The organism is Oscillibacter hominis, assembly GCF_014334055.1.
Lineage (GTDB): Bacteria > Bacillota > Clostridia > Oscillospirales > Oscillospiraceae > Oscillibacter > Oscillibacter hominis.
In genome coordinates this window covers 1,859,886-1,882,248 of sequence record NZ_CP060490.1, presented here as the reverse complement: position 1 = coordinate 1,882,248, position 22,363 = coordinate 1,859,886, and the positions used below count along the sequence as shown (strand labels likewise).

Annotated in this window: 25 protein-coding genes; 16 read left to right on the top strand and 9 right to left on the bottom strand. The window is 59.7% G+C overall.

Annotation, left to right across the window (positions count from 1 at the left end):
- Window positions 1-35 precede the first annotated feature (35 nt).
- The 3 genes from H8790_RS09345 (at window position 36) to H8790_RS09335 (ending at window position 1,615) form a co-directional block, all read left to right on the top strand.
- Complete coding sequence (locus H8790_RS09345) at window positions 36-605, top strand: uracil-DNA glycosylase (RefSeq protein ID WP_187332264.1); 570 nt, start codon at window positions 36-38, stop codon at window positions 603-605.
- A gap of 97 nt (window positions 606-702) precedes the next feature.
- Window positions 703-1,260 carry a biotin transporter BioY gene (locus tag H8790_RS09340; RefSeq protein ID WP_187332263.1) on the top strand — a complete coding sequence of 186 codons (558 nt, stop codon included), beginning with the start codon at window positions 703-705 and terminating at the stop codon, window positions 1,258-1,260.
- The gene (locus tag H8790_RS09335; RefSeq protein ID WP_187332262.1) at window positions 1,250-1,615 is read left to right on the top strand and encodes a DUF1284 domain-containing protein; all 366 of its coding nucleotides are present in this window, start codon (window positions 1,250-1,252) and stop codon (window positions 1,613-1,615) included. The genes H8790_RS09340 and H8790_RS09335 overlap by 11 nt, the downstream gene beginning before the upstream one ends.
- A 65-nt stretch (window positions 1,616-1,680) precedes the next feature.
- Here the strand turns inward: H8790_RS09335 and H8790_RS09330 are convergent, their stop codons facing one another.
- On the bottom strand, window positions 1,681-1,902 hold the full coding sequence (locus tag H8790_RS09330; RefSeq protein ID WP_187332261.1) for a hypothetical protein: 222 nt from the start codon (window positions 1,900-1,902) through the stop codon (window positions 1,681-1,683).
- A 169-nt stretch (window positions 1,903-2,071) separates the two neighbouring features.
- Here H8790_RS09330 and H8790_RS09325 point away from each other — a divergent pair, with 169 nt between their 5' ends.
- Window positions 2,072-2,401, top strand: coding sequence for a helix-turn-helix domain-containing protein (locus H8790_RS09325; protein WP_187332260.1), 330 nt, complete (start codon window positions 2,072-2,074; stop codon window positions 2,399-2,401).
- A gap of 59 nt (window positions 2,402-2,460) precedes the next feature.
- On the opposite strand, the gene H8790_RS09320 is transcribed toward H8790_RS09325, so the two are convergent.
- The 3 genes from H8790_RS09320 to epsC all read right to left on the bottom strand — a co-directional run bounded on the left by H8790_RS09320 (window position 2,461) and on the right by epsC (window position 5,236).
- Complete coding sequence (locus H8790_RS09320; RefSeq protein ID WP_187332259.1) at window positions 2,461-3,021, bottom strand: XRE family transcriptional regulator; 561 nt, start codon at window positions 3,019-3,021, stop codon at window positions 2,461-2,463.
- 120 nt (window positions 3,022-3,141) lie between these two features.
- Complete coding sequence (gene cysS, locus H8790_RS09315; RefSeq protein ID WP_187332258.1) at window positions 3,142-4,587, bottom strand: cysteine--tRNA ligase; 1,446 nt, start codon at window positions 4,585-4,587, stop codon at window positions 3,142-3,144.
- Window position 4,588: 1 nt separating this feature from the next.
- Window positions 4,589-5,236, bottom strand: a complete 648-nt coding sequence (gene epsC / locus H8790_RS09310; RefSeq protein ID WP_187332257.1) for a serine O-acetyltransferase EpsC — start codon at window positions 5,234-5,236, stop codon at window positions 4,589-4,591.
- 508 nt (window positions 5,237-5,744) lie between these two features.
- Between epsC and H8790_RS09305 the strand changes: the two genes are divergently transcribed.
- Window positions 5,745-6,272: a GNAT family N-acetyltransferase gene (locus H8790_RS09305; RefSeq protein WP_187332256.1), complete on the top strand. Its 528-nt coding sequence runs from the start codon at window positions 5,745-5,747 to the stop codon at window positions 6,270-6,272.
- Between the two features lie 87 nt (window positions 6,273-6,359).
- Here H8790_RS09305 and H8790_RS09300 read toward each other — a convergent pair whose 3' ends face one another.
- The 3 genes from H8790_RS09300 to H8790_RS09290 form a co-directional block, all read right to left on the bottom strand.
- Window positions 6,360-7,508, bottom strand: coding sequence for a glycerate kinase family protein (locus tag H8790_RS09300; RefSeq protein ID WP_187332255.1), 1,149 nt, complete (start codon window positions 7,506-7,508; stop codon window positions 6,360-6,362).
- A 213-nt stretch (window positions 7,509-7,721) separates the two neighbouring features.
- Window positions 7,722-8,645, bottom strand: coding sequence for a SufB/SufD family protein (locus H8790_RS09295; RefSeq protein WP_207724183.1), 924 nt, complete (start codon window positions 8,643-8,645; stop codon window positions 7,722-7,724).
- Window positions 8,645-9,382 (bottom strand): ABC transporter ATP-binding protein, encoded by a 738-nt coding sequence (locus H8790_RS09290; protein WP_187332254.1) that lies wholly within the window; start codon window positions 9,380-9,382, stop codon window positions 8,645-8,647. The genes H8790_RS09295 and H8790_RS09290 overlap by 1 nt, the downstream gene beginning before the upstream one ends.
- A 209-nt stretch (window positions 9,383-9,591) precedes the next feature.
- Between H8790_RS09290 and H8790_RS09285 the strand changes: the two genes are divergently transcribed.
- The 3 genes from H8790_RS09285 (at window position 9,592) to H8790_RS09275 (ending at window position 12,701) form a co-directional block, all read left to right on the top strand.
- Window positions 9,592-10,170: a ferritin family protein gene (locus H8790_RS09285; protein WP_187332253.1), complete on the top strand. Its 579-nt coding sequence runs from the start codon at window positions 9,592-9,594 to the stop codon at window positions 10,168-10,170.
- A 200-nt stretch (window positions 10,171-10,370) separates the two neighbouring features.
- The gene (locus H8790_RS09280) at window positions 10,371-11,819 is read left to right on the top strand and encodes a tryptophanase (RefSeq protein WP_187332252.1); all 1,449 of its coding nucleotides are present in this window, start codon (window positions 10,371-10,373) and stop codon (window positions 11,817-11,819) included.
- A gap of 291 nt (window positions 11,820-12,110) precedes the next feature.
- Window positions 12,111-12,701 (top strand): hydrolase, encoded by a 591-nt coding sequence (locus H8790_RS09275; protein ID WP_187332251.1) that lies wholly within the window; start codon window positions 12,111-12,113, stop codon window positions 12,699-12,701.
- Between the two features lie 61 nt (window positions 12,702-12,762).
- On the opposite strand, the gene H8790_RS09270 is transcribed toward H8790_RS09275, so the two are convergent.
- Entirely contained in the window at window positions 12,763-14,418 is a 1,656-nt protein-coding gene (locus H8790_RS09270; RefSeq protein ID WP_187332250.1) for a DAK2 domain-containing protein, read from the bottom strand.
- Window positions 14,419-14,435: 17 nt separating this feature from the next.
- The gene (locus tag H8790_RS09265; protein ID WP_243208475.1) at window positions 14,436-14,786 is read right to left on the bottom strand and encodes an Asp23/Gls24 family envelope stress response protein; all 351 of its coding nucleotides are present in this window, start codon (window positions 14,784-14,786) and stop codon (window positions 14,436-14,438) included.
- Window positions 14,787-15,035: 249 nt separating this feature from the next.
- Between H8790_RS09265 and rarD the strand changes: the two genes are divergently transcribed.
- From rarD to H8790_RS09225, 8 genes are all read left to right on the top strand, one after another.
- A complete protein-coding gene (gene rarD, locus H8790_RS09260) occupies window positions 15,036-15,932 on the top strand; it encodes an EamA family transporter RarD (RefSeq protein ID WP_187332249.1) in 897 nt (298 codons plus the stop codon).
- On the top strand, window positions 15,933-16,523 hold the full coding sequence (rsmD, locus tag H8790_RS09255) for a 16S rRNA (guanine(966)-N(2))-methyltransferase RsmD (protein ID WP_187332248.1): 591 nt from the start codon (window positions 15,933-15,935) through the stop codon (window positions 16,521-16,523).
- On the top strand, window positions 16,492-16,977 hold the full coding sequence (coaD, locus tag H8790_RS09250) for a pantetheine-phosphate adenylyltransferase (protein ID WP_187332247.1): 486 nt from the start codon (window positions 16,492-16,494) through the stop codon (window positions 16,975-16,977). The genes rsmD and coaD overlap by 32 nt, the downstream gene beginning before the upstream one ends.
- 39 nt (window positions 16,978-17,016) lie before the next feature.
- Window positions 17,017-17,544, top strand: coding sequence for a hypothetical protein (locus H8790_RS09245; RefSeq protein WP_187332246.1), 528 nt, complete (start codon window positions 17,017-17,019; stop codon window positions 17,542-17,544).
- Between the two features lie 313 nt (window positions 17,545-17,857).
- Window positions 17,858-18,313 (top strand): division/cell wall cluster transcriptional repressor MraZ, encoded by a 456-nt coding sequence (gene mraZ, locus H8790_RS09240; protein ID WP_318646854.1) that lies wholly within the window; start codon window positions 17,858-17,860, stop codon window positions 18,311-18,313.
- A gap of 46 nt (window positions 18,314-18,359) precedes the next feature.
- Window positions 18,360-19,298: a 16S rRNA (cytosine(1402)-N(4))-methyltransferase RsmH gene (gene rsmH, locus H8790_RS09235; RefSeq protein ID WP_187332244.1), complete on the top strand. Its 939-nt coding sequence runs from the start codon at window positions 18,360-18,362 to the stop codon at window positions 19,296-19,298.
- 30 nt (window positions 19,299-19,328) lie between these two features.
- Window positions 19,329-19,871, top strand: a complete 543-nt coding sequence (locus tag H8790_RS09230) for a hypothetical protein (RefSeq protein WP_243208474.1) — start codon at window positions 19,329-19,331, stop codon at window positions 19,869-19,871.
- Between the two features lie 108 nt (window positions 19,872-19,979).
- Window positions 19,980-22,277 (top strand): penicillin-binding transpeptidase domain-containing protein, encoded by a 2,298-nt coding sequence (locus tag H8790_RS09225; RefSeq protein ID WP_243208473.1) that lies wholly within the window; start codon window positions 19,980-19,982, stop codon window positions 22,275-22,277.
- Window positions 22,278-22,363 lie beyond the last annotated feature (86 nt).

The window sequence follows — 22,363 nt, the reverse complement described above, 5'->3', positions numbered from 1 at the left end:
CGGAGCGGGGACGAACATGCGGAGCGGAGTGAGAAATGGACAACTGGAACGATTTAAAAGAGGAATGCCTTACGTGCCAGGCCTGCGCCCTGTCCGCCAGCCGCAGGCACGTGGTGTTCGGCGACGGCAGCGAGAGCGCAGAAATCCTTTTGGTGGGGGAGGGGCCCGGTGCCAACGAGGATGAGCAGGGCCTTCCCTTTGTGGGCAAGGCCGGCATGCTGTTGGACGACATGCTGGCCATGATCCACCTGGACCGCACCAAGGTCTACATCACCAACACCGTCAAGTGCCGCCCGCCGGAGAACCGGGACCCCATGAACGTGGAGCAGGCCGCGTGCCTTGGCTGGCTGCGCCGCCAGACCGCCCTGCTCAAGCCGAAAATCGTGGTCTGCCTGGGACGCATCGCCGCGGCGGAGCTCATCAAGCCGGATTTTAAGATCACCCGGGAACACGGCCAGTGGTTTGAGAAAAACGGCGTGTATTTGACCGCCCTCTACCATCCCTCCGCGCTGCTGCGGGACCCGTCCAAGCGGCCGGACACCTTTGAGGACCTGAAGGCGATCCAGGCGAAAATCCTTGCGGTCTGCCAGAGGACAGCCGTTTGACTGTAGCAGCCAAGATGTTAACCAATAAATTAAAATAGGTTGACAATAGGACGGGCCGGTGGTATACTCCTTTCAGATTGAAAAAGGAGTTGGAACAATGTCTTCTGTTGCTGTGGAGAAACCAAAGTGGAGCACCCGTGATATGGCTTACATCGCGGTGTTTGCCGTGCTGATTGCCGTCTGTTCCTGGATTTCCATTCCCACCACCGTGCCTTTTACCCTTCAGACCTTTGCCGTATTTGTATCGGTGGGACTACTGGGGGGCAGGCGGGGAACGCTGGCCGTGCTGGTGTACATTCTGTTAGGCGCTGTGGGAATCCCGGTGTTCGCGGGCTTCAGCGGAGGGATCGGAATCCTGATGAGCACCACCGGCGGATACATCATTGGCTTTTTGGGTTCTGCGTTGCTCTATTGGGCCATTACCGCCCGGTTTGGCGCAAAGACAGCTGTCCAGGCCGCTGCTATGGTGTTGGGACTTGTGGTCTGCTATGCATTTGGCACGCTTTGGTTTATGCAGGTTTACGCCAGAACCTCCGGACCGGTGGGGCTGACGGCCGCCCTGGGCTGGTGCGTGATTCCCTTCATTGTACCGGACCTGTGCAAGATTGCGCTGGCCCTGTGGATGAGCCGCCGGCTGGTTCGCCATGTCAAATGAGCTGCGGCCCCATCACGGGCTGTGCCTCCAATTTTTTGAGGGGAAGGGGTACAGCGAAGGGTTTACCGCTCACATGGCCCGAATCCATGGGGAGCTGACAGAGGATGCGGAGGTGCGTCTTACCGAAGGGGAGGATGTGATCTGCGCCCACTGCCCCAACAGCGGTACCGGGTGCCCTGATGCCGTCCGGTACGACCGGGCGGTGCTGGAGCTGTGCGGCCTGCCTCCGGGGAGGACTCTCACCTGGGGCCGGTTTTCCGATCTGGTCCGCCGCAGAATTTTGGCGGCTGGGAAGCTGAGCCAGGTCTGCGGTGACTGCCAGTGGGCCCAGGTGTGTGGGACAAAAGAGATATAAAAGAGCGGCTGCTATGCAGCCGCTCTTTTCTTTTATCCAAATTGTTTCATGCAAGGATGCATGGGTCACGTTTTTAAGACACGGGAGGCAAGGTAGGCCTTGGCCTCCCCACAGCTTTCAAAGCGGGGGGCGTTGTCAAATAAATACTGCAGCAGGTCGTTCCACTGGCTCAGGGAAAAGTCGGACCGTTCCAGTATCGGATCAATGCGGATGGTGCCCGGATCCCGATACCGCAGGTCCGAAATCAGACAGTGATTGCTGCGGGCAAGGTATTCCAGCAAGTCCATAGCGTCCTCCCATAAAATTACAGTTGCAGAAGAAAACCAATTTAGCATAGTATGAGCTTTTTCTCCAAAAAAGTCAAGTTTTAATCTTGTATGTCGAGTTTTAAAATGGTTATTGTTCCGAATTGAAATGGATACTATAAAGGGGGAGATGCAGACAGGAGGAGACCGGATGACCTATGATACAAAGCTGATCGGCAGCAGGCTGAAGCAGGCGCGAAAGGCAAAACATTACACCCAGGACTATGTGTCCGCCCGGGCCAACATTGGGGAGAAGTTCCTCAGCCAGATTGAACGGGGAAAGGCCGGGCTGTCTGTGCAGACGCTGCTGTCGCTGTGTGAGATTCTGGAAGTCAGTCCCAATTCCATCCTGCTGGCGCAGAGTGATCTGTCGGATTCCCGGCTGGAGGAGCTGATGGGCCGGCTGACGCCCCGGCAGCGGCAGGACGCGGAGGCTATTTTGACGGTGTTTGTCCGCAACTGCCTGGAAAAGGCAAATTAAAGTCGTGGGGGACAGGCTGGTTTCCCGCGGCTTATTGCTTATCAGGTGCCGCGCGCTGTTCAGGGCTTCCGGTACTGGTACAATAGGTGCATGCGTACGGTGGCGTTGCTCCGGTTTTCCACCTGGAATGGCTGGTCGGCGTCAAAACGGATGGCATCCCGTTCCATCAGCCGGTAAAGTTCCGCGCCCACCGTCACCTCGGCGGTGCCGGACAGCACAGTCAGGAAGGCGGTACACCCGGGCACCTGAGGGCCCGGCGCAAAGCGCCCGCTGATGAAGACGTCCACGTGGCTGCTCTCAAGCCGGGAACGCTCGTCAAAGTAAAAAATGGGCCGCTGGACCACCTTCCCGCCGTCCAGCCGCACCGGCTTTCGCTCCAGCTCCGGTGCCAGCAGTACCTCTTTGCGCTCCCGGCTCTCCACCAGCTGCTCCACAGAGACCTTCAGGGCGCAGGCGATCTTTCCCAAGGTGGCCACGGAGGGATTGGCCTCGCCCCGTTCGATCTGACCGAGCATGCTTTTTGAAACACCGGACTCCAGGGCAGTACGCTCCAGGCTCATCTTCTGGATCTTGCGCAGGCGTTTGACGTTTTCCGCCACAGATTCGTTGATCTCTGCCATGATGCACCCACTTCAATTGATATAATATGGAAAATTGTTACTATAGTACACTTTTTGCGGAATTTTGTCAAGAAAAAGCCTCCTCTGGAACTGTTTCCAGAGGAGGCTTTATTTGCTGTGTCAGCTCCGCTTCCACTTGGCGCCGCCGGGAACGTCTGTGATCTCAATGCCCTGCTGGTTCAGTTCGTCACGGATGCGGTCGGCCTCCGCAAAATCCTTGGCCTTTTTCGCCTCCGCCCTCCGCAGCACCAGCGCGTCGATTTCCGGGTCTCCCTCGCCCTGGATGAAGAAGCCGCCGGCGGCGGACTTGGCGGAGGATTCCTCTGCCTTGCGCTTTTCCGCGGCCTTCTCCAGCAGGCTCAGCCCCAGGACCTGGTCAAACTCGCCCAAAAGGCGGAGCTTGGTCTCGTCATTGGCCTGGCACTTGAGCACGTCATAGAGGACGGTGACGGCCAGGGAGGTGTTCAGGTCATTGTCCAGGGCGGCTTTGAACTTCTCCCGCAGGGGCTTGGCGGCCTCCTCGTCCACGGCGGCGGCGCTGTCTTTCAGGGCGGCGATGCGGCCAATGAGCTTTCCATAGGCCCCGGCTGCGTTGTCCAGGTTCTCCCAGGAGAACACAAGGGACTTGCGGTAATGGCTCTGGAGGCAGAACAGCCGGTAGGCCAGCGGATCGTAGCCCTTCTCCTCCAGCAGAGACACGGTGAGAAACTCGCCCTTGGACTTGCTCATCTTGCCGGAGGTGGTGTTCAGGTGCAGCACATGCACCCAGTAGTTGCACCACTTGTGGCCAAGATAGGCCTCGGACTGGGCGATTTCGTTGGTGTGGTGGGGGAAGGCGTTGTCAATGCCGCCGCAGTGGATGTCCAGGTCCTCGCCCAAGTGCTTCATGGAGATGCCGGAGCACTCGATGTGCCAGCCGGGATAGCCGACGCCCCAGGGGGAGTCCCACTTGAGGGCCTGGTCCTCGAATTTGGATTGGGTGAACCAGAGGACAAAGTCGTTCTTATTGCGCTTGTTCGTGTCCTCCTCCACGCCCTCACGGACGCCCACGGCCAAATCATCGGCGTCGTGGTCGTTGAAGATATAGTACTTCTCTAACTTGGAGGTGTCGAAGTACACATTGCCTCCGGAGCGGTAGGCGTAACCCTTTTCCAGCAGCCGGGAGATGATCTCGATATACTCGTCGATGCAGGCTGTGGCGGGCTCCACCACGTCGGGGCGCTTGATGTTTAAGCGGCGGCAGTCCTCGAAAAAGGCGTCGGTGTAAAACTGGGCGATCTCCATGACGGTCTTGTGTTCCCGCTTGGCGCCCTTGAGCATTTTGTCCTCGCCGGTGTCTGCGTCGGAGGTCAGGTGCCCCACGTCTGTGATGTTCATCACCCGTTTCACGTTGTATCCGGCATAGCGCAGGTATTTTTCCAGCACATCCTCCATGACATAGGAGCGCAGGTTGCCAATGTGGGCGAAGTGGTAGACTGTGGGGCCGCAGGTATACATCTTTACGATGTCCGGATGGTTGGGGACGAATTCCTCTTTTTTGTGGGAAGCGGAGTTGTACAGCTGCATATCAGGCAGTCCTTTCCTTTGAGTTTTTCAGTTCTTGTTCCAGTTCCTCGATACGGGCGGTCAGGGCGCACAGCTCCTGATGCACCGGATTGTCCACATGGATCTGATCCACCTCGTCTGTGAAGTGGATGGGTTCCCCACGGCCCCGGGCGATCTGGGCGGGTACGCCCACCGCGGTGCAGTCCGGGGGCACCTCATCCAATACCACCGCGTTGGCGGCGATACGGGCATTGTCGCCCACCTTGAAGGGGCCTAACACCTTGGCACCGGAGCCGATCATTACATTGTTGCCGATGGTGGGATGGCGTTTTCCCTTATCCTTTCCTGTGCCGCCCAAGGTTACGCACTGATAGAGCAGCACATCGTCGCCGATCTCCGTGGTCTCGCCGATGACGATGCCCATGCCGTGGTCGATGACCAGACGGCGGCCGATTTGGGCGCCGGGATGGATCTCAATGCCGGTCTTTTTCCGGCTCCTCTGAGAGACCCAGCGGGCCAGGAAAAAGCGGCGGCGCACATAGAGATAGTGGGCCACACGGTGGTACAGGACGGCTTTTACGCCGGGATAGAGTAAAAAAATCTCCAGCTTGCTCCGGGCCGCAGGGTCACGGCGCTGATAAGCGGACAATAATTCATTGAGACGGTTCAAGTTGAGTTCTCCTTTATTCAATCAGATGTCGGCAGGATGCGCGGCAACATCGAAGGAGTGTGAAGATGGTCATAAGTCCTCCCCACCCGGAGGCAGCTGTGCCGGGGGAGACAGCTCAGCCTATGCGGGTCAAAATAAAAACGCCCCTCATACCCATTAGGGTACAAGAGACGTCGAAAGACGCGGTTCCACTCTTGCATTTTGCTCATGCCGGCCAAACAGCCGGACAGCCCGGTAACGGCGGCTCCGCCGGGGGCCATTACGCCCCGCGCTCCCGGATGCACTTCACACCCTCCGCCGTAGGCACGCTTCCAGCCGCTGGCGCGCCCTCTCTGCCCTTTGGATAGATGCTACTCTTTCCGATCATTGCACATTTGTACTCAGTATATTATCAGCCTTTCCGCCGCGTGTCAAGGGATTTTTCCACTCGCCTGCGCCAGATGGCGGTTGCCCCGGAGAAGGCGGTGTGATAAGCTAAGGGTAACTTGAGAAACGGAGGAGCGGTTCCATGATACGAGCGGGAAACGAGGCGGACATCGGTCCCATTGAGAAAATCTATCACCGGATTCTGGAGCGGCAGGAGGCCGGCCTTGCGTCGGTGGGCTGGATCCGGGGTGTCTACCCCACCGCACAGACGGCCCGGGAGGCCCTTGCGGCGGGAGAGCTTTTTGTGCTGGAAGCGGACGGGGCCGTGGCCGCTGCGGCGCGGATCAACCAAAGGCAGGTCCCGGAGTATCAAAATGCCAGATGGCGGTACGCCGACGCGCCTGATGAGCAGATCATGGTTCTGCACACGCTGGTGGTGGATCCGGAGCAGTCGGGCATGGGGTATGGGACGGAGTTCGTCCGGTTCTATGAGCGCTATGCCCTGCAGCGGGGCTGCCCCTATCTCCGCATGGACACCAATGCGGTGAACGCCGCAGCCCGCAGACTGTACCGCGGCCTGGGCTATTGGGAGGCAGACATCGTGCCCTGCGTATTCAACGGCATTCCCGATGTACAGCTGGTGTGCCTGGAAAAGCGAATCGGTCAATAGAATAAAAGCCTCCGCCGTTTTCCGGCGGAGGCTTTTCCTGTAAAAATGGACCGCCCAATCCCGTCGGAGCACAATCGAATCGGTAGATCAGCCTTTCAAGCTGCGGAGCTCCAGCTCCGCAATAAAATGAAGGAGGTTCCGTGTGGTGAGCCGCAGCCCCTCCTCGCTGTGGGCCATGGCCTCCTTTAAGGCCATGGGCTGGCGGTGGATGGGGAAGATGCCGCTCACGCCCTGGCTGTAGGCCTCGTCCACATCGCCGGCCGCGGACCCCACCAGCGCCGCCGTGGGGACTCCGGCCGCCTTGGCCCGCCGGGCCACGCCAAGGACTACTTTGCCCCGCAGGCTCTGGCGGTCCAGCCGCCCCTCGCCGGTGATGACCAGGTCCGCCTGTTGGAGCAGCCGGTCGAACTGCACCGCATCCAACACGGTTTCAATGCCCATTTGTAAACGGCCTCCAAGGAGGGCTACGGCGCCGGCCCCCATGCCTCCGGCTGCGCCGCCTCCGGGCAGGTCCAGCACGTCCACCCCCAGATCCCGGCGGACCACCTGCGAAAAATGAAGCAGCCCCTCGTCCAACAGCCCCGCCAGCTCCGCATCCGCGCCTTTTTGCGGGCCGAATACGAAGCTTGCCCCGGCGGGGCCGCAGAGCGTGTTGTCGATGTCGCACATGGCCACCACGTCTATGGCTCGCAGCCGGGGCAGCAGGCCGCTGGCGTCGATGCGCCCCAGGCGGTGCAGCGTGCCGCCTGTGGGCAGGAATTCCTGCCCGGCAGCGTCCAAAAATCGGACGCCCAATGCAGCCGCGGCGCCGCAGCCGCCGTCGTTGGTGGCGCTGCCGCCCAAGGCCAGGATCAGCCGTCCAGCGCCCTGCTCCAGGGCCGATGCGATCAGTTCGCCCACTCCAAAGGTGGTGGTCTGGTCCGGGTGGAGGCGCCCGCCCGTTAGGGGAAGCCCCGCGGCCGCGGCCATCTCCACCACGGCGGTGCCGTCCGGCAGCAGGCCAAAGAACCCGGTCCGCTCCTCCATATACGGCCCGTGGCAGGGCGCTTCCACGCGCTGACCGCCCAAAGCAGACAAGAAGGCCTCCACACTGCCCTCGCCGCCGTCGGCCACGGGGATGCTGACCACTTGGGCGTCCGGGATGCAGGAGAGAATCTCCTCCTCCACCAGACGGCAGATTCGGCTGGAGGAGAGGGAGCCCTTAAAGGAATCGGGAACCAGAAGAAAGTGTTTCATGGCGTCTCCTTTCAGGAAGAGTCCTGCCTTGATTGTAGCGGCGGGGGAAAGGGCTGTCAAGCCGGTTGCGGGGCGGGTGCGGGCGGGCACAGAGTGGAGTTATCTATGGGTCTCCATCATGGAAGGCTTCGTCATCCTGGCCGGACGTCCTAATTTTAGGCGGCAAAAAAGCACCCGCGTATGGCGCGGGTGCTTTCCGTTTTATAAAAACTCTCAAGCCAAAAAGCCCTTCAGGATGCAGTCCTCCGCCTCTTCCTCCGTGAGGCCGAGGGTTTCCAGCTTCAAAAGCTGATCGCCGGCGATCTTGCCGATGGCCGCCTCGTGAATCAGCTGGGCCTCGGTGCAGTTGGCGGTGATGGCCGGGATGGAGCGGATTTTGGCGTTCCCCATGATGATGGAGTCACACTGGACGTGGCCGAAGCACTGGGCATTGCCCACCATCCGGGGATAGAAGACCTGGCTGGAGCGGTCCTGGGCTACGGAGCGGGAGATCACCCGGCCCTTGGCGTCCTCACCGTCCAGGACAATCTCCATGTCCGACTCAGCCACCTGGTCGCCGTGGGTCAGCAGCCGTTCGGTGATGACGGCCTCGGCGCCCTTGCCGCAGACGATCTTGGTGTCCCGCTTGGTGGAGTCGATGCCCCGGATCTGGGTGGTGTCCATCCGGATGGAGGCACCCTCCTCCAGGTAGACCACAGTCTGGGGATTCATGATGCGCCCGCCGGCGCCGTCCCCGTCACCGTAGTGCTTCTCCGTATAGTGTACCCTGGAGTTCCTGCCCACATAGAAGGTGTGGATCCCGTCGTGGCGGGAGGTCTCCGCGCCGCAGTTGTGAATCCCGCAGCCGGCCACGATCTCCACATCGCAGTTTTCCCCAATGTAGAAGTCATTGTACACCATCTCCTCAATGCCGGGCTTGGTGATGATGACGGGAATATGGCAGGTCTCGCCCACGGTGCCGGCCTTGATGCGGATATCGATGCCGGGCTTGTCCTCCTTGCCGGTGATCTGGATGTGCTCGGTGCTCTGCCGGCCGTCGCAGCCGGAATCCTTACGGATGTTGAACGCACCCACCGGCTTGCCGATCAGATCCGCGATCTTCTCCAGCAAGCTGCGGTCCACTTGGCTCTCCATCATCAGCGCGCACCTTCTTTCGTCAACACCGGGCAGGACCCGATGGTACTGGTCAAAATCTTGGGCAGGATATCCTGGGCGCTGCCCCTGTGGGAGATGGTACCGTCACCCACCACGATGACCTCGTCTGCCAGGGAGATGATCCGCTCCTGGTGGGAGATGATGACCATGGTGGCGGTTCCGGCGCTGTGAATCTGCTCAAAGGTCTCCGTCAGGCGGGAGAAGCTCCAAAGGTCAATGCCCGCCTCCGGCTCGTCAAAGATCATCAGCTCCGCGCCCCGGGCCAGAATGGTGGCAATTTCAATGCGCTTGACCTCTCCGCCGGAGAGGGACACATCCACCTCACGGTCCAGATAGTCGTTGGCGCACAGGCCCACCTTGGTCAGAAACTGGCAGCAGAGCTCCTTGGGCAGCTTCTCGTTGCCGGAGGCCAGGGTCAGCAGTTTGCGGACTGTCAGCCCCTTGAACCGGGGCGGCTGCTGAAAGCCGTAGCTGATGCCAAGGCGTGCCCGCTCGGTGATGCCTAAGGCTGTGATGTCCTTCCCGTTCCAGAGAATCTGGCCGGAGGTGGGCTGCACCAGGCCCATGATGACTTTGGCCAGGGTGGTCTTCCCACCGCCGTTGGGCCCGGTGAACACCACCAGGCGGTGATCCTCAATGGTCAGGGAGATGTCTTTTAAAATCCCAAGCTCTCCATCCTGATCGTGGACGGAGTAACAGATGTGGTTCAGTTCCAGCATACGCTGACCTCCTTTGTCAGAAACAGGCAAAACCCGCCAGAATCATATTATTCTACCAGATTTGGCTGGGAAATGCAATTGGCTGCGCCGCATTCACAGGGTATCTATACAGTATTCTACCAAAAAATCAAAATTAAACTGGTTGCAGATGCAACAGGAACCAAAATTCACCCTGCTGCATACAATGGCGGGAAAAGGAGGCGGAATCCATGGATCAATATGATTACCGGCAATACGACCGCATCTGGGAACGGGTGGCCCCCACCCTGAATCCCTATCCTGCCGCCCGGACGCAGAACAGCGCCGCCGCGGCGCCCATGACCGTGCAGGAGGAGGAGAACCTGCCCGGGGCCGAGCAAAACCCCTGCTGCATGGGCTCGCAGGCGGCGGAGTCGCTGGAGGTGCTCAAGGGGTTCATCGAGGAGGAGCTGGCGGACCGGCGGTACTACCTTGCCTTTGCGCGTCAGGCGCCCAACGCATCGGCTGGGCGTACGCTGCGGGAGATCGCCGCGGATGAGGCAGGTCACGCCAAACGGCTGTTGGCTGTGTACTACCTGATTACCGGCGAATGCTTCCGGCCTGCGTTCAGCAGCGAGCGGATCAGCATCGGCCCCTGGTGCGCCGCACTGCGGGGACGGTACCATGAGGAGGCCTGCGGAGGCTTCAATTACATACGGGCGGCAGAGGGAACCACCGATCCCTGCCTGAGTAGGCTGCTGACGCAGCTTTCCGAGGATGAGTACCGCCACGCTGACAGGATGCTCGCTCTGTTGGAACGGGCCCTGTAGCACTTTTGACCGAGTCTGTGCCGCTCAGCGGCACAGACTCTGCTCTTTTAGACAAATAAGCGGAACAGAATGTGGGACTTCTTAGAAAAAACGTACATTTACACAGAAGGCCGGCCGTGCTAAAATTACTTTAACACTTAAAAGCGTAACGGCGCAAAGTAAAAAAGAAGTGGGAGTTTGAAGAGAGAAGGAATCAAATCATGAGCCAGATCAAGTTTATGAGTGGGGAAAACATCCCCCTGGAAATGCATAAAGTCCGGATTGTCCAGAAGCTGTGCCTGCCCACTGTGGAGCAGCGCCAGAAAAATATGGAGGCGGCGGGCAACAACACCTTTTTGCTGCAAAATAAAGATGTGTTCATCGACATGCTCACCGACAGCGGTGTCAACGCCATGAGCGACAACCAGCAGGCGGCCATGCTCCAGGCCGACGACGCCTATGCCGGCTCCGCCACCTTTACCCGTCTGGAGGGTAAGCTCCGCGAGCTTTTCGGCATGGACTATTATCTGCCCACCCACCAGGGCCGTGCGGCGGAAAACATTCTGGCGGAGACCTATGTGAAGCCCGGCACCGTGATTCCCATGAACTACCACTTCACCACCACCAAGGCCCACATCACCCGCCTGGGCGGCAGAGTGGAGGAGCTGATCTGCGACGAGGGGCTGGAGTCCTTCAACGACTACCCCTTCAAGGGCAACTTCAATGTGGACAAGCTCCGTGCGCTCATCGAGTCCGAGGGCGTGGAGAAAACCCCATTTGTCCGCCTCGAGGCGGGCACCAACCTCATCGGAGGCCAGCCCTTGTCCCTCCGGAACATCAAGGACGTGTGCGCCGTGTGCCGGGAGTATGGGATCCTCACGGTGCTGGATGCAAGCCTCCTCCAGGACAACCTCTATTTCATCAAGCAGCGGGAGGAAGCCTGCAAAGACATGACCATCCGCCAGATCACCCGGGAGATTGCGGATCAGATGGACATTCTCTATTTTTCCGCCCGGAAGTTGGGCTTTGCCCGGGGTGGCGGCATCTGTATCCGCAGCGAGGCGGAGTGCCTGAAGATGAAAGAGCTGATCCCTGTGTACGAGGGGTTTTTGACTTACGGCGGCATGTCCGTCCGGGAGATGGAGGCCGTCACCGTGGGCCTGGAGGAGACCATGGACGAGGACGTCATCTCCCAGGGCCCCCAGTTCATCCGGTATATGGTGGATGAGCTGCATGCGGCGGGCGTGCCGGTCATCACCCCGGCCGGCGGCCTTGGCTGCCACATCGACGTCAAGCAGTTCCTGCCCCATGTGCCCCAGGAGCAGTACTCCGCCGGAGCCCTGGCGGCGGCGCTGTACATTGCCGGTGGCATCCGCGGCATGGAGCGCGGCACCATGTCCGAGCAGCGGGAGCCGGACGGCTCCGAGCATCTGGCGGCCATGGAGCTGGTGCGGCTGGCGGTCCCCCGCCGTGTATACACCCTCTCCCAGGTGAAGTATGTCATCGACCGTGTGAAGTGGCTGTATGAAAACCGGGAGATCGTAGGCGGGCTGAAGTTCATCGAGGAGCCTGCGGTGCTGCGGTTCTTCTTTGGCCGGCTGGCCCCCGTGTCCGACTGGCAGGAGAAACTGGTGGCAAAATTCCGGGCCGATTTCGGAGAAAGCCTGTAAAATTAAGACCCCCCTGCTGAGGCAACTCATCAGGGGGTATCTTATGTATGGTATGATCCTTTTCATTTGAAGATCAAGCGGTATTCTTTGATTCCCTGCCTCTTCAGCAGGAAACGGAGAAAATTTACAGATCGGAACCTGCTTCGGATATCAGACCTTTTTCATGGAAAGAGGAAGCTGCCCAGATGGGGAGCGGTTTGATCAGAAGGGCAAAAAAGGAAAAGAACTTGCACATTGGGAAAAAAGCGGCTATACTGACAAAAAATCCATTCAAAGGAGAATCCTCTCATCATGAAAGAATGCATTTCAAGGGAAGCGGCCCTTGCGCTGCTGAGAAAGTATAACGCCGAGCCCTTCCACATCCAGCACGCGCTGACGGTGGAGGGCGTGATGCGCTGGTACGCCGGGGACCTGGGCTTCGGCGGGGACGCGGAGTTTTGGGCCACGGTGGGCCTGCTGCACGACGTGGATTTTGAGAAGTGGCCGGAGGAGCACTGCGTGAAGGCACCGGAACTGCTGAAGGAAGCGGGCTGCTCCGAGGAGTTCATCCATGCGGTGTGCAGCCACGGCTACGGCCTTTGCAGCGAGGTCCGGCCGGAGGCGGAGATGGAGAAGGTGCTCTTTGCCTCCGACGAGCTGACCGGGCTCATCGGAGCCGCGGCCCGGATGCGGCCCTCCAAGAGCTGCCAGGACATGGAGCTTGCCAGTTTGAAGAAGAAATTCAAGGACAAGAAATTTGCCGCGGGCTGCTCCCGGGATGTGATCCGCCAGGGGGCGGAGATGCTGGGCTGGGAGCTGGACACGCTGCTGGAAAAGACCCTGGAGGCCATGCGCTCCTGCGAGGAGTCCATCAGCCGGGAAATGGAGTCTTTGGGACTGTAAAAAAGCCGCCGGAACAGGCGGCAAAAAAGCGCGGCGCTATTAAGCGCCGCGCTTTTTCATGTTATTCCATCGAGATGATGTAATAATAGACAGGCTGGCCGCCGGAGAGGACGGAGACCTCCGCCTCGGGGCAGGCCTTCTGGAAGATATCCGCAGCCACGCTGGCGTCCTCCTCGCTGACATCCTCGCCGAAGAAGAGTGAGATAAAGGAGGCATCCCGGCTGGCGGCGTCCTCCGCCAACTTGCCCAATAAGGCAGTGATGTCCTTGTCGGTGCCGAAGAGCTTGCCCTCCTCCAGGGCAAGGTAGTCGCCCTCGCTGATGGCGAAGCCGTCGAAATCAGAGTTCCGGGCGGCATAGGTGATCTGGGCGGTGGTGACCGCGCCGATGGCGCCGGCCATGGCATCGGTGATCTCCTGGGCATCCCCGGCGTCAAAATCCACGTTCATCATGGCGGTGATGCCCTGGGGCACGGTCTTGGTGGGGATGACCACTACCTCTTTGGAGGTGAGGCCGACGCACTGCTGGGCGGCCATGATGATGTTCCCGTTATTGGGCAGGACAAACACGGTCTTGGCGTTGATGCGCTCGATCTCCTTGAGGATGCTCTCCGTGGAGGGGTTCATGGTCTGCCCACCGGAGACCACCCCGTCCGCACCCAGGTCCTTGAAGAGCGCAGCCAGGCCGTCCCCGGCGCACACGGCCAAAAAGCCGAAGTCCTTGGGGGGGTCGGCGGGGGCGGACTGCTTCTCCGCCTCCAGATCATCCACGCTCTGGGTCTTCCGGCCCGCGGCCATGTCTTCGTACTGGGTGCGCATGTTCTCGATTTTGGCCAGTTCCAGCGTGCCGTATTTCTGGGACTCGGTGAGGGCGGCGCCGGGGATGTCGGTGTGGACGTGGACCTTGAAGGCGTCGTCGTCCTCACCGATGACCAGGCTGTCGCCGATGCTGCCCAAATAGGCACGCAGCGGCTCAATGGACTTGCCGGGGATCCTGCGGACGATGAACACCGTGTCGAAGGTGAAGGTGATCTCCTCATCCGAAAGAGCGGCAAAGTCGGCCTTTTCCTGGGGATGGGACTCCTCGTTTATCTCCGGCAGGGGTTCACCGCGCATGGCGGCCAGCATTCCTTCCAGCACGATCAGATAGCCCTTTCCGCCGGCGTCCACAACACCGGCCTTCTTCAGTACCGGGTTCATCTCAATGGTCTGGTCCAGGGTGGCATAGCCCTCGGCGATGGCCTCTTCCAGAACCTTTTCGATGTCCCGGGTCTCGGCGGCCGCCTCGCAGGCCCGCTTTGCGGCCAGGCGGGAAACGGTGAGCACAGTGCCCTCGGCGGGCTTCATCACCGCATTGTAGGCGGAGGCCACGCCCTCCTGCATGGCGTTTGCAAAGGCGGCACTGTCAGCGGTCTCCATGCCCTTGAGGGACTTGGACAATCCCCGGAAGAGGAGGGACAAAATGACGCCGGAGTTGCCCCGGGCGCCCCGCAGCAGCGCGGAGGCGGTGATGGCGGCGGCCTGCTCCAGGCTCTGGGGATCGGACTTCTTCAGCTCCGCCACAGCGGTGTTGATGGTCATGCTCATGTTGGTGCCCGTGTCTCCGTCAGGCACGGGGAAGACGTTTAAGTCGTTGATGGCTTGTTTCTGGTTGGTGATGGCCGCGGCCCCATGCAGCACCATCTGCTTGAAAAGCGCGCCGGTAAGCTGTTCGTTCATGTTTTTAAGCTGCCTCCTCACATGGTCATGGAATCGACGCAGACATCCACTGAGCGCACGGTGACGCCGGTGTTGTGGTTGACTACGTACCGCACCTCGCTCATGATCGAGCGGCATACGGCTGTCAGATTCACGCCGTTTTCCACGATGATGTGGAGTTCAATATCAATGGAGTCGTCCTCGTTATAGGTGACCTTGACGCCCTTGCTCATGGCCTCCCGGCGCAGCAGGTGGACAAGCCCGTCGGTCATGGAACGGAACGCCATGCCCTTTACGCCGAAGCAGTTGGTGGCAGCCACGCCGGCCATGTTGGAAAACACTGCGCTGCTGACAGAAACTTCGCCGCGTTCAGACTGAAATTTTATCATAAAAAGCGTCCTTTCTTTCCGGATAGTCAGGGAGAATTCCTGATGTCCCGGCGCTTTGCAGGGTATGCCTTTGAGCCGGGGCACAGTTTCGGTAGCTTATTATATACGATTTTTCCAGGAAGTACAAGCAAAAAAAGAGTTGACGCTGTTTTTGACATCCAATATTGAAATCTTTCCGGATCTGACTTAAAATAGAACAGTATATGACGCAAGAGCCGCAGGGAACTGGCCGGGTTGGGGAGTGATACGATGAAAAAGGGTCTGCTTTGCGTGTTGGCCTGTTATGTGATCTGGGGCCTGCTTCCCGGTTACTGGAAGCTGATGTCCTCGCTGGACTCCTTTTATATCCTGGCCACCCGGATTCTCTGGAGCCTGATTTTTGTAGGGCTGATCCTGCTCGTCTCCAAGCGGATGGACCGCGTCCGCGCGGCCTTTTGCGACCGCAGGGAGCTTTTGCGCCTCAGCCTGGCCGGGGTGCTGATCTGCATCAACTGGGGCGCGTTCATCTGGGCGGTGAACAGCGGTCATATCCTGGACTCCAGCCTGGCATACTATATGAACCCCATCCTCACCATTTTAATCGGGACCTTTGTGTTTCATGAAAAGCTGACCAGACTCCAGTGGGTGGCGGTGGGGATCACCCTCATGGGGATCGTGGCGGCGGTGGTGCGTTTTGGCCAAATCCCCTGGCTGGCCCTGGTCATAGGCGGGGCATTCGCCCTATACGGCGCGGTGAAAAAGGGCTGCCGCGTGGACGCGGGCACGTCACTCTTCCTGGAGACGCTGGTGCTGGCTCCCGCCTCGCTGGCCTTTGTGCTCTGGTCGGAGTGGAACGGGACCGGCGCCGTGGGGAATGTGGGGCCGGGGGGCTTTGCCCTGCTGGCCTCCACGGGCATTGCCACCAGTGTGCCGCTGCTCTTTTACGCCAAGGGCATCGTGCTGACGCCCTACACCACGGCCGGGATTTTGATGTATGTCAATCCCACGCTGCAATTCATCGTGGGCGCCCTTTTTTTCCACGAGCAATTCACTACCACCTACGCCATTCTCTTCGGCTTCGTCTGGACGGGGCTGGTCTTTTACGTGGCCAGCGACCTGCTGGCCCACCGCGCGCAGCGGAAGAATCAACAGTTGGAGGAACAATAAATGCGAGTGATTACAGGCTCCGCCCGGGGCCGGCGGCTGAAGGAGCTGGAGGGGCAGGACACCCGCCCCACCACCGACCGGGTCAAAGAAGGCATGTTCAGTATTTTGCAGTTTGACCTGGAGGGGCGGCGGGTGCTGGACCTGTTCGCCGGCACGGGCCAGCTGGGCATCGAGGCCCTCTCCCGGGGAGCGGCCTTTGCCGTATTTGTGGATCACCGGTCCGACGCGGTGAAGCTGATCCGGGAAAACCTGAAGGTGACGGATCTGGCGGATCGGGCCAAAGTGGTGTCCGGGGACTCTATGGAATATCTTTCCGGCGTGCGGGAAAAGTTTGACATCATCCTTCTGGACCCGCCTTATGAGGCGGAGCTGCTGGAGCCGGCGCTGGCCCATATTGCACGATTTGACATTCTTTCCCCCCATGGTATAATTGTGGCGGAAAGCCCTGCGGGACGTGCTCTGCCCGCCCTTGCGCCGCCCTATGGGATCTACCGCACCTACCGGTACGGCAAGATCGGACTGACGGTGTATCATAGAGACGGAAACGAGGGGGAGTCCAATGACAACGGCGATCTGTTCGGGCAGCTTTGATCCCATCACCCTGGGACATTTGAATATCATCCAGCGGGCGGCGGGGTGCTTTGACCGGGTCTATGTGTGCGTGGTCCCCAACGCGGAAAAGCGGGGGCAGATGTTCACCCCGGAGCAGAAGCTTGCCCTGGTGCAAAAGGCTGTGGAGGGGCTGCCCAACGTGGAGGCGGAGCTGTGGCCGGGTCTGCTGGCGGAGTTTGCACAAAAGCACGGCGCGAAGGTGATTGTCCGGGGCGTGCGCAATGGGAGCGATTTTGACCAGGAGTATCAGATGGCCCGCATCAACGGCGGGCTGTGCCCGGGGCTGGAGACGGTGCTGCTGCCGGCCGCGGCGGAGTACGAGCACTTCAGCTCCACCATGGCCCGGGAGATGATCCGCTACGGCCAGCCGCTGGAGCGGTACCTGCCGGCGGCCATTGTCCCGGATATCAAACAGTGGATCAACGGGCGGTAAGGCGCGCGGGATCGGATAGACAGAAAGGAATGGAAACGTATGGCAAATGATGTAAATCATCTGATCGACATGCTCTACGGGATGATCGACGAGGCCAAGGGCACCGCCTTTGGCCAGGGCAAATGCAGCATCAACCGGGACGAGGCGCTGGACCTGCTGGATGAAATCCGGGCACAGATGCCTGTGGAACTCAAACGGGCTCAGGAGCTCCTGCGGGCACGGGAGGAGTATGTGGAGTCCGCCAAGCGGGATGTGGAGCGCATGATGCGCCAGGCGGAGCTGGACGCCAAGACCAAGGTGTCCGAGAGCGAGGTCACGGCTGCGGCCCGTGATAAGGCCCGCGCCATTGTGCAGCGGGCGGAGGACCGGACCCGGGAGATGTACCGCGTCACCAACGAGTACACCGAAGACGCCCTGCGCCGCACCGAGGAGGCCATTAACATGGCCCTGGAGGAGATCCGCCAGTCCCGCGCCAATTTCCGCGCCGCCTCCGCCGAAAAGATGCAGCAGCAGCGCCAGCAGCTTCAGGAGCGGGACAAGGAGCAGCGGGACGAGGAGAACAGCTGACGAAATTTGTCGGTGTTTTTTGTACACAATGACGGACGAGGGAATTGCTGGAAATTTTTTCGCTGCGTAAATAAAATCAGTCGTTATGTAAAGCTGGTAAAAAGGAGTCTCACCACAACATCTTGTGGTGAGACTCCTTTTTGTGCACAAGAGTACATACGAACATTTGTTTTATTGATAAAAAAGTTAAGAAATTTTGGTTAAAACAGGAGAAAACATGGGAAATCCATCAAAAATTTTTTCTTGCAATTGGATATCGTTTCGCTTATACTCAAAACATGTGGTGGGGAAAAGTGGTGTCAAGTAGAGAAAAGTGGCGCTGAAACCCCACAGAGGGGAGCGGGCGGCAGACATGACAGGCCAGTATCAGCACAATATCGACGCCAAGGGCCGCCTGTTCATTCCTGCCAAGCTGCGGGAGGAATTGGGGGAGACGTTTTATGTCACCATGGGAACTGACCGGTGCCTCTCCGTCTACTCCGACGCCAGCTGGGCGAAATTCACAGAGAAATTTGAAAGCCTGCCCTACACCAAGACAAAGGCCATGCGGCCGCTATTTGCCAACGCCGCCAAATGCGAGCCCGACGCCCAGGGGCGTATCTTGATTCCCCAGAAGCTGCGCACCTATGCGGACCTGCACAAGGACGTGGTGGTGATCGGCGTTTCCAACCGTGCGGAGATCTGGAACGCAGACGCATGGCATGCGGTGGAGGAAGAGGAGCTGAATCCGGAGAACCTGGCCGCCGTTATGGAGGAGCTGGGATTCTAAGCGGACCGGGACGGACAAGCCGGTCCGGGGCGCTGGGAGGCCGGAGATGGAATACACACATAAGCCCGTGCTGTTGCACGAATGCATAGAGGCGCTTCAAATCCGGCCGGACGGGATTTACCTGGACGGCACGTTGGGCCGGGCGGGCCACTCCCTGGAGATTGCCCGCCGCCTGACCACGGGCCGGCTGATCTGCATCGACCGGGACATGGCCGCCATCGACGCGGCCCGCTTGCGCCTGGCGGAGTACATGGACCGCGTCACTTTGGTACACAGCAATTTTTCCGAGCTGGCCTCGATCCTTGCGGAGCTGAACCTTGCGGGGGTGGACGGCATGCTCTTTGACCTTGGAGTTTCCTCACCCCAGCTGGACGACGCGTCCCGGGGCTTTTCCTACATGCACGACGCACCGCTGGACATGCGTATGGATGAGTCCGCCCCGCTGAGCGCTTGGGAAGTGGTGAACCGGTGGAGCTATGAGGAGCTGCGCCGGATTCTCTATGAATACGGGGAAGAGCGCTACGCGCCAGCCATTGCCCGCGCCATCTGCCGGCGCAGGGAGGACAGGCCCATCGACACCACGTTTGAGCTGGTGGAGGTCATCCGTAGGGCCATGCCGCCCCAGGCGCTGCGGGAAAAGCAGCATCCCGCCAAACGGAGCTTCCAGGCCATCCGCATTGCGGTGAACGACGAGCTGGGAGCGCTTTCGCCCATGCTGGAAGCGGCGGCGGACGGATTGAACCCCGGCGGCCGCCTGGCGGTGATCTCCTTCCACTCCCTGGAGGACCGCATTGTCAAAAAGACGCTGCAGGAGCTGGCCAAAGGCTGTATCTGCCCACCGGAATTTCCGGTGTGCATCTGCGGCCGGAAACCAAAATTGGAACTGATAAGCCGCAAGCCGGTGGTTGCCGGCGAGGCTGAACTGGAGGAAAACCCACGGGCCCGGAGCGCAAAGCTGCGGGTGGCCCAACGGTGCGAAACGTAAACCGATGTTACGGAAGAAAGGATGAGCGGAGTGTCAACAGCAGTGGCCAGAGATTCGCGCTACAGAAACCTTACATACGGAGATCTGGCTTACGATCTGGATCGTGACAGCCGCGAGACCATGCTCCGCCATGCCGGTGAACCCCGCCGGGAGGAAGTGGCCAAAGTCCGTTCCGTGCCCCACGTGCGCGCCCGGGAGCGGCAGAAGGTCTCCGCCGTTGCCGTGGTGGGATTTGCCGCCGTTGCGGCCATGACCATTCTGCTGCTGATGAGCTATGTAAAGCTGACGGTGATCTCAGACGCAGTGGTGGAGCTCCAGGGGCAGTTAGGGGAGCTGGAAACGGAGAATGTGGCCCTGACCGCCCAGTATCAGCAGACCTTTGACCTCTCGGCGGTCAAGGAGGCCGCCATGGCGGCGGGCATGAGCAAGCCCAGCAGCAGCCAGATCTACTACATCGATCTCTCCGGTGAGGACAGCGTGGTGGTGTATCAGAAAACGGAAGGAAGCCTCTTCAGCCGCCTGCTCGCCTCGCTGAACCAGGGGATCTACGCCGTGGTGGAATATTTTGAATGAGGATTGCATCATATAAGAAGGCGGGGAGTAAGAAGGAGGACTTCTTACTCCTTGCTTGGTATTCGCGGCTTTGATAGGAAAACAGTTGGATAAAATGGAGGAACTGTTGTGGCAGATTCATCAAGAAGAAAAAGCGACGCGGCACGTAAAGCAAACCGGGTAATCCGGAGCAGGACACTGCTGCTGATGGGTATCTTCGGCATTGTGACCTTCACCATGCTCTTCGTCCGGCTTTACACGCTTCAGATCGGGCGGCATGAGGAGCTCCAGCAGCTGGCGGTGAAGCAGCAGACCAGAAGCACGGTGGTCACCGCCTCACGGGGCACCATATATGATAAAAACGGCAATGTGCTGGCCATTTCTGCCACCGCTGAAACGGTGTTCGTCTCCCCGGCGGAGATTGCGGAAAGCGAACAGGATACGGCCTATATCGCAAGAGGCCTCTCCCGCATCCTGGATGTGGCGGAGGAGACCATCCTGAAGAAGATGGAGAAGACCTCCTCCCAGTACGAGGTGGTGAAGCTCCGGGCGGATCAGGAGCTGGCCGACCAGGTGCGGCTGTTCGTCAACGGACAGATCGACGACCAGGGCAACGAGGTGCCCAAGGACAATCAGCAGCGGCTCCACGGCGTCTATCTGGTGACGGACTCCAAACGCTATTACCCCTACAGCACCCTGGCCGCCCAGGTCATCGGCTTTGTGGGCACGGATAACACGGGCCTCTACGGCCTGGAGAGCAAGTACGACGATGAGCTCACCGGAACCTCCGGCATGGTTGTCACGGCCAAAAACGCCGCGGGCACCGACGTACTCTATCAGTATGAGCAGTACTATGACGCGGAAAACGGCAACAGTTTGGTGCTGACCCTGGATACCACCGTGCAGTATTTCCTGGAAAAGGGCATTGAGAGCATGGTGGCAAAGTTTGACGCCAAAAACGGCGCCACCGGCATCGTGATGGATGTGAACACGGGCGGAATCCTGGCCATGGCCTCCTTCCCCACCTATGACCTGAATAATCCCAGCAGCGTCTACGACGCGGACCTTCAGGCCACGCTGGAGGGGCTGGAGGGGGATGCCTATCTGGAGGCACTGGGCGCGGCCCAGAAGAAGCAGTGGCGCAACAAGGCCATCAACGACACCTACGAGCCCGGCTCCACCTTCAAGATCCTGACGCTGTCCACTGCGCTGCAGGAGGGCATCGTCAACAAGAACACCACCTTTAACTGCACCGGTTCCATCCGCGTGCAGGGCTGGAATAAACCCATCAACTGCTCCAAAAAGGCGGGCCACGGAACCCAGTCCCTGATGCAGGCCACGGGAAATTCCTGCAACCCCGCTTTCATCACCATGGGCCTCAGGATCGGAAACACCACTTTTTATAAGTACCTAAAATCCTTTGGCCTGATGGAAAAAACAGGCTTGGACAACATCGGCGAAACCACCGGCATCTTTGCCGATGAGAAGTCCTTCAACAGCAACGTGGTCTCCCTGGCCTCCTATGCCTTCGGCCAGACCTTCAACGTCACGCCCATCGCCCTGATCACCGCCCAGGCGGCCTGCGTCAACGGCGGATACCTCCGCACCCCCTATTTTGTGGAGCAGGTGCTGGACAGCGAAGGAAACGTGCTTTATAACCACGACTCCACCCCCGTGCGCCAGGTCATCAGCGAGGAGACCTCCGCCACGGTGTGCGAGATGCTGGAGTACGTGGTGGCCGAGGGGACCGGAAAGAACGGCCAGGTGGCCGGCTACCGCATCGGCGGCAAGACCGGCACCGCCGATAAGACCGGCGACAAGAACAAGGACGTGGTGGTTTCCTTTGTGTGCTTTGCCCCTGCTGACGACCCCCAGGTGATGATGCTCATTACCATGGACAGTCCCAGCCGAACCACCGGCACCTACGTGTCCGGCGGCCAGATGGTGGCGCCAACCTCCAGTTCCATCATGTCCGAAATCCTGCCCTGGCTTGGCATCAATCCGGATTACTCCGCCGAGGAGATGGTGGGCTCCGATACCACGGTGCCCAATGTGGTTGGCTCCACCCTGGATCAGGCCAAGGAAAAACTGGCCGGATTCCACATCAAGACCGTGGGCAATGGGGAGACCGTCACAGACCAGACGCCTGTGGGCGGCGCCATTGTCCCGGGCAACGCCACCGTGATTTTGTACCTGGGGGCGGAGAAGCCCACCGATCAATCCACGGTGCCCAGCGTGGTGGGCAAGACCGCCGAGCAGGCCAACGCGGCCCTTGCCAACGCGGGCCTCATCGTGAAGGTGACGGGCGCCACCTCCAGCAGCTCCGGCAATGTGTTCGCCATCTCCCAATCCGTTGCCGCGGGCACGGAGGTGGAGGCCGGGACCGTGGTCACCGTGCAGCTGGGCGACAACTCCGTTTTGGACTGACCCTCTCAAAAGGCATCTTTTGCATGGTTTTCGGCACCTTATCCGATATGAACGGAAAAATCGTGCGGATATACTAAGCAGGAGCA

Coding starts and splice junctions, on each gene's coding strand:
- H8790_RS09345 (WP_187332264.1), top strand. CDS start 36: ATGGACAACTGGAACGATTTAAAAGAGGAATGCCTTACGTGCCAGGCC.
- H8790_RS09340 (WP_187332263.1), top strand. CDS start 703: ATGTCTTCTGTTGCTGTGGAGAAACCAAAGTGGAGCACCCGTGATATG.
- H8790_RS09335 (WP_187332262.1), top strand. CDS start 1,250: ATGTCAAATGAGCTGCGGCCCCATCACGGGCTGTGCCTCCAATTTTTT.
- H8790_RS09330 (WP_187332261.1), bottom strand. CDS start 1,902: ATGGACTTGCTGGAATACCTTGCCCGCAGCAATCACTGTCTGATTTCG.
- H8790_RS09325 (WP_187332260.1), top strand. CDS start 2,072: ATGACCTATGATACAAAGCTGATCGGCAGCAGGCTGAAGCAGGCGCGA.
- H8790_RS09320 (WP_187332259.1), bottom strand. CDS start 3,021: ATGGCAGAGATCAACGAATCTGTGGCGGAAAACGTCAAACGCCTGCGC.
- cysS (WP_187332258.1), bottom strand. CDS start 4,587: ATGCAGCTGTACAACTCCGCTTCCCACAAAAAAGAGGAATTCGTCCCC.
- H8790_RS09305 (WP_187332256.1), top strand. CDS start 5,745: ATGATACGAGCGGGAAACGAGGCGGACATCGGTCCCATTGAGAAAATC.
- H8790_RS09300 (WP_187332255.1), bottom strand. CDS start 7,508: ATGAAACACTTTCTTCTGGTTCCCGATTCCTTTAAGGGCTCCCTCTCC.
- H8790_RS09295 (WP_207724183.1), bottom strand. CDS start 8,645: ATGATGGAGAGCCAAGTGGACCGCAGCTTGCTGGAGAAGATCGCGGAT.
- H8790_RS09290 (WP_187332254.1), bottom strand. CDS start 9,382: ATGCTGGAACTGAACCACATCTGTTACTCCGTCCACGATCAGGATGGA.
- H8790_RS09285 (WP_187332253.1), top strand. CDS start 9,592: ATGGATCAATATGATTACCGGCAATACGACCGCATCTGGGAACGGGTG.
- H8790_RS09280 (WP_187332252.1), top strand. CDS start 10,371: ATGAGCCAGATCAAGTTTATGAGTGGGGAAAACATCCCCCTGGAAATG.
- H8790_RS09275 (WP_187332251.1), top strand. CDS start 12,111: ATGAAAGAATGCATTTCAAGGGAAGCGGCCCTTGCGCTGCTGAGAAAG.
- H8790_RS09270 (WP_187332250.1), bottom strand. CDS start 14,418: ATGAACGAACAGCTTACCGGCGCGCTTTTCAAGCAGATGGTGCTGCAT.
- H8790_RS09265 (WP_243208475.1), bottom strand. CDS start 14,786: ATGATAAAATTTCAGTCTGAACGCGGCGAAGTTTCTGTCAGCAGCGCA.
- rarD (WP_187332249.1), top strand. CDS start 15,036: ATGAAAAAGGGTCTGCTTTGCGTGTTGGCCTGTTATGTGATCTGGGGC.
- rsmD (WP_187332248.1), top strand. CDS start 15,933: ATGCGAGTGATTACAGGCTCCGCCCGGGGCCGGCGGCTGAAGGAGCTG.
- coaD (WP_187332247.1), top strand. CDS start 16,492: ATGACAACGGCGATCTGTTCGGGCAGCTTTGATCCCATCACCCTGGGA.
- H8790_RS09245 (WP_187332246.1), top strand. CDS start 17,017: ATGGCAAATGATGTAAATCATCTGATCGACATGCTCTACGGGATGATC.
- rsmH (WP_187332244.1), top strand. CDS start 18,360: ATGGAATACACACATAAGCCCGTGCTGTTGCACGAATGCATAGAGGCG.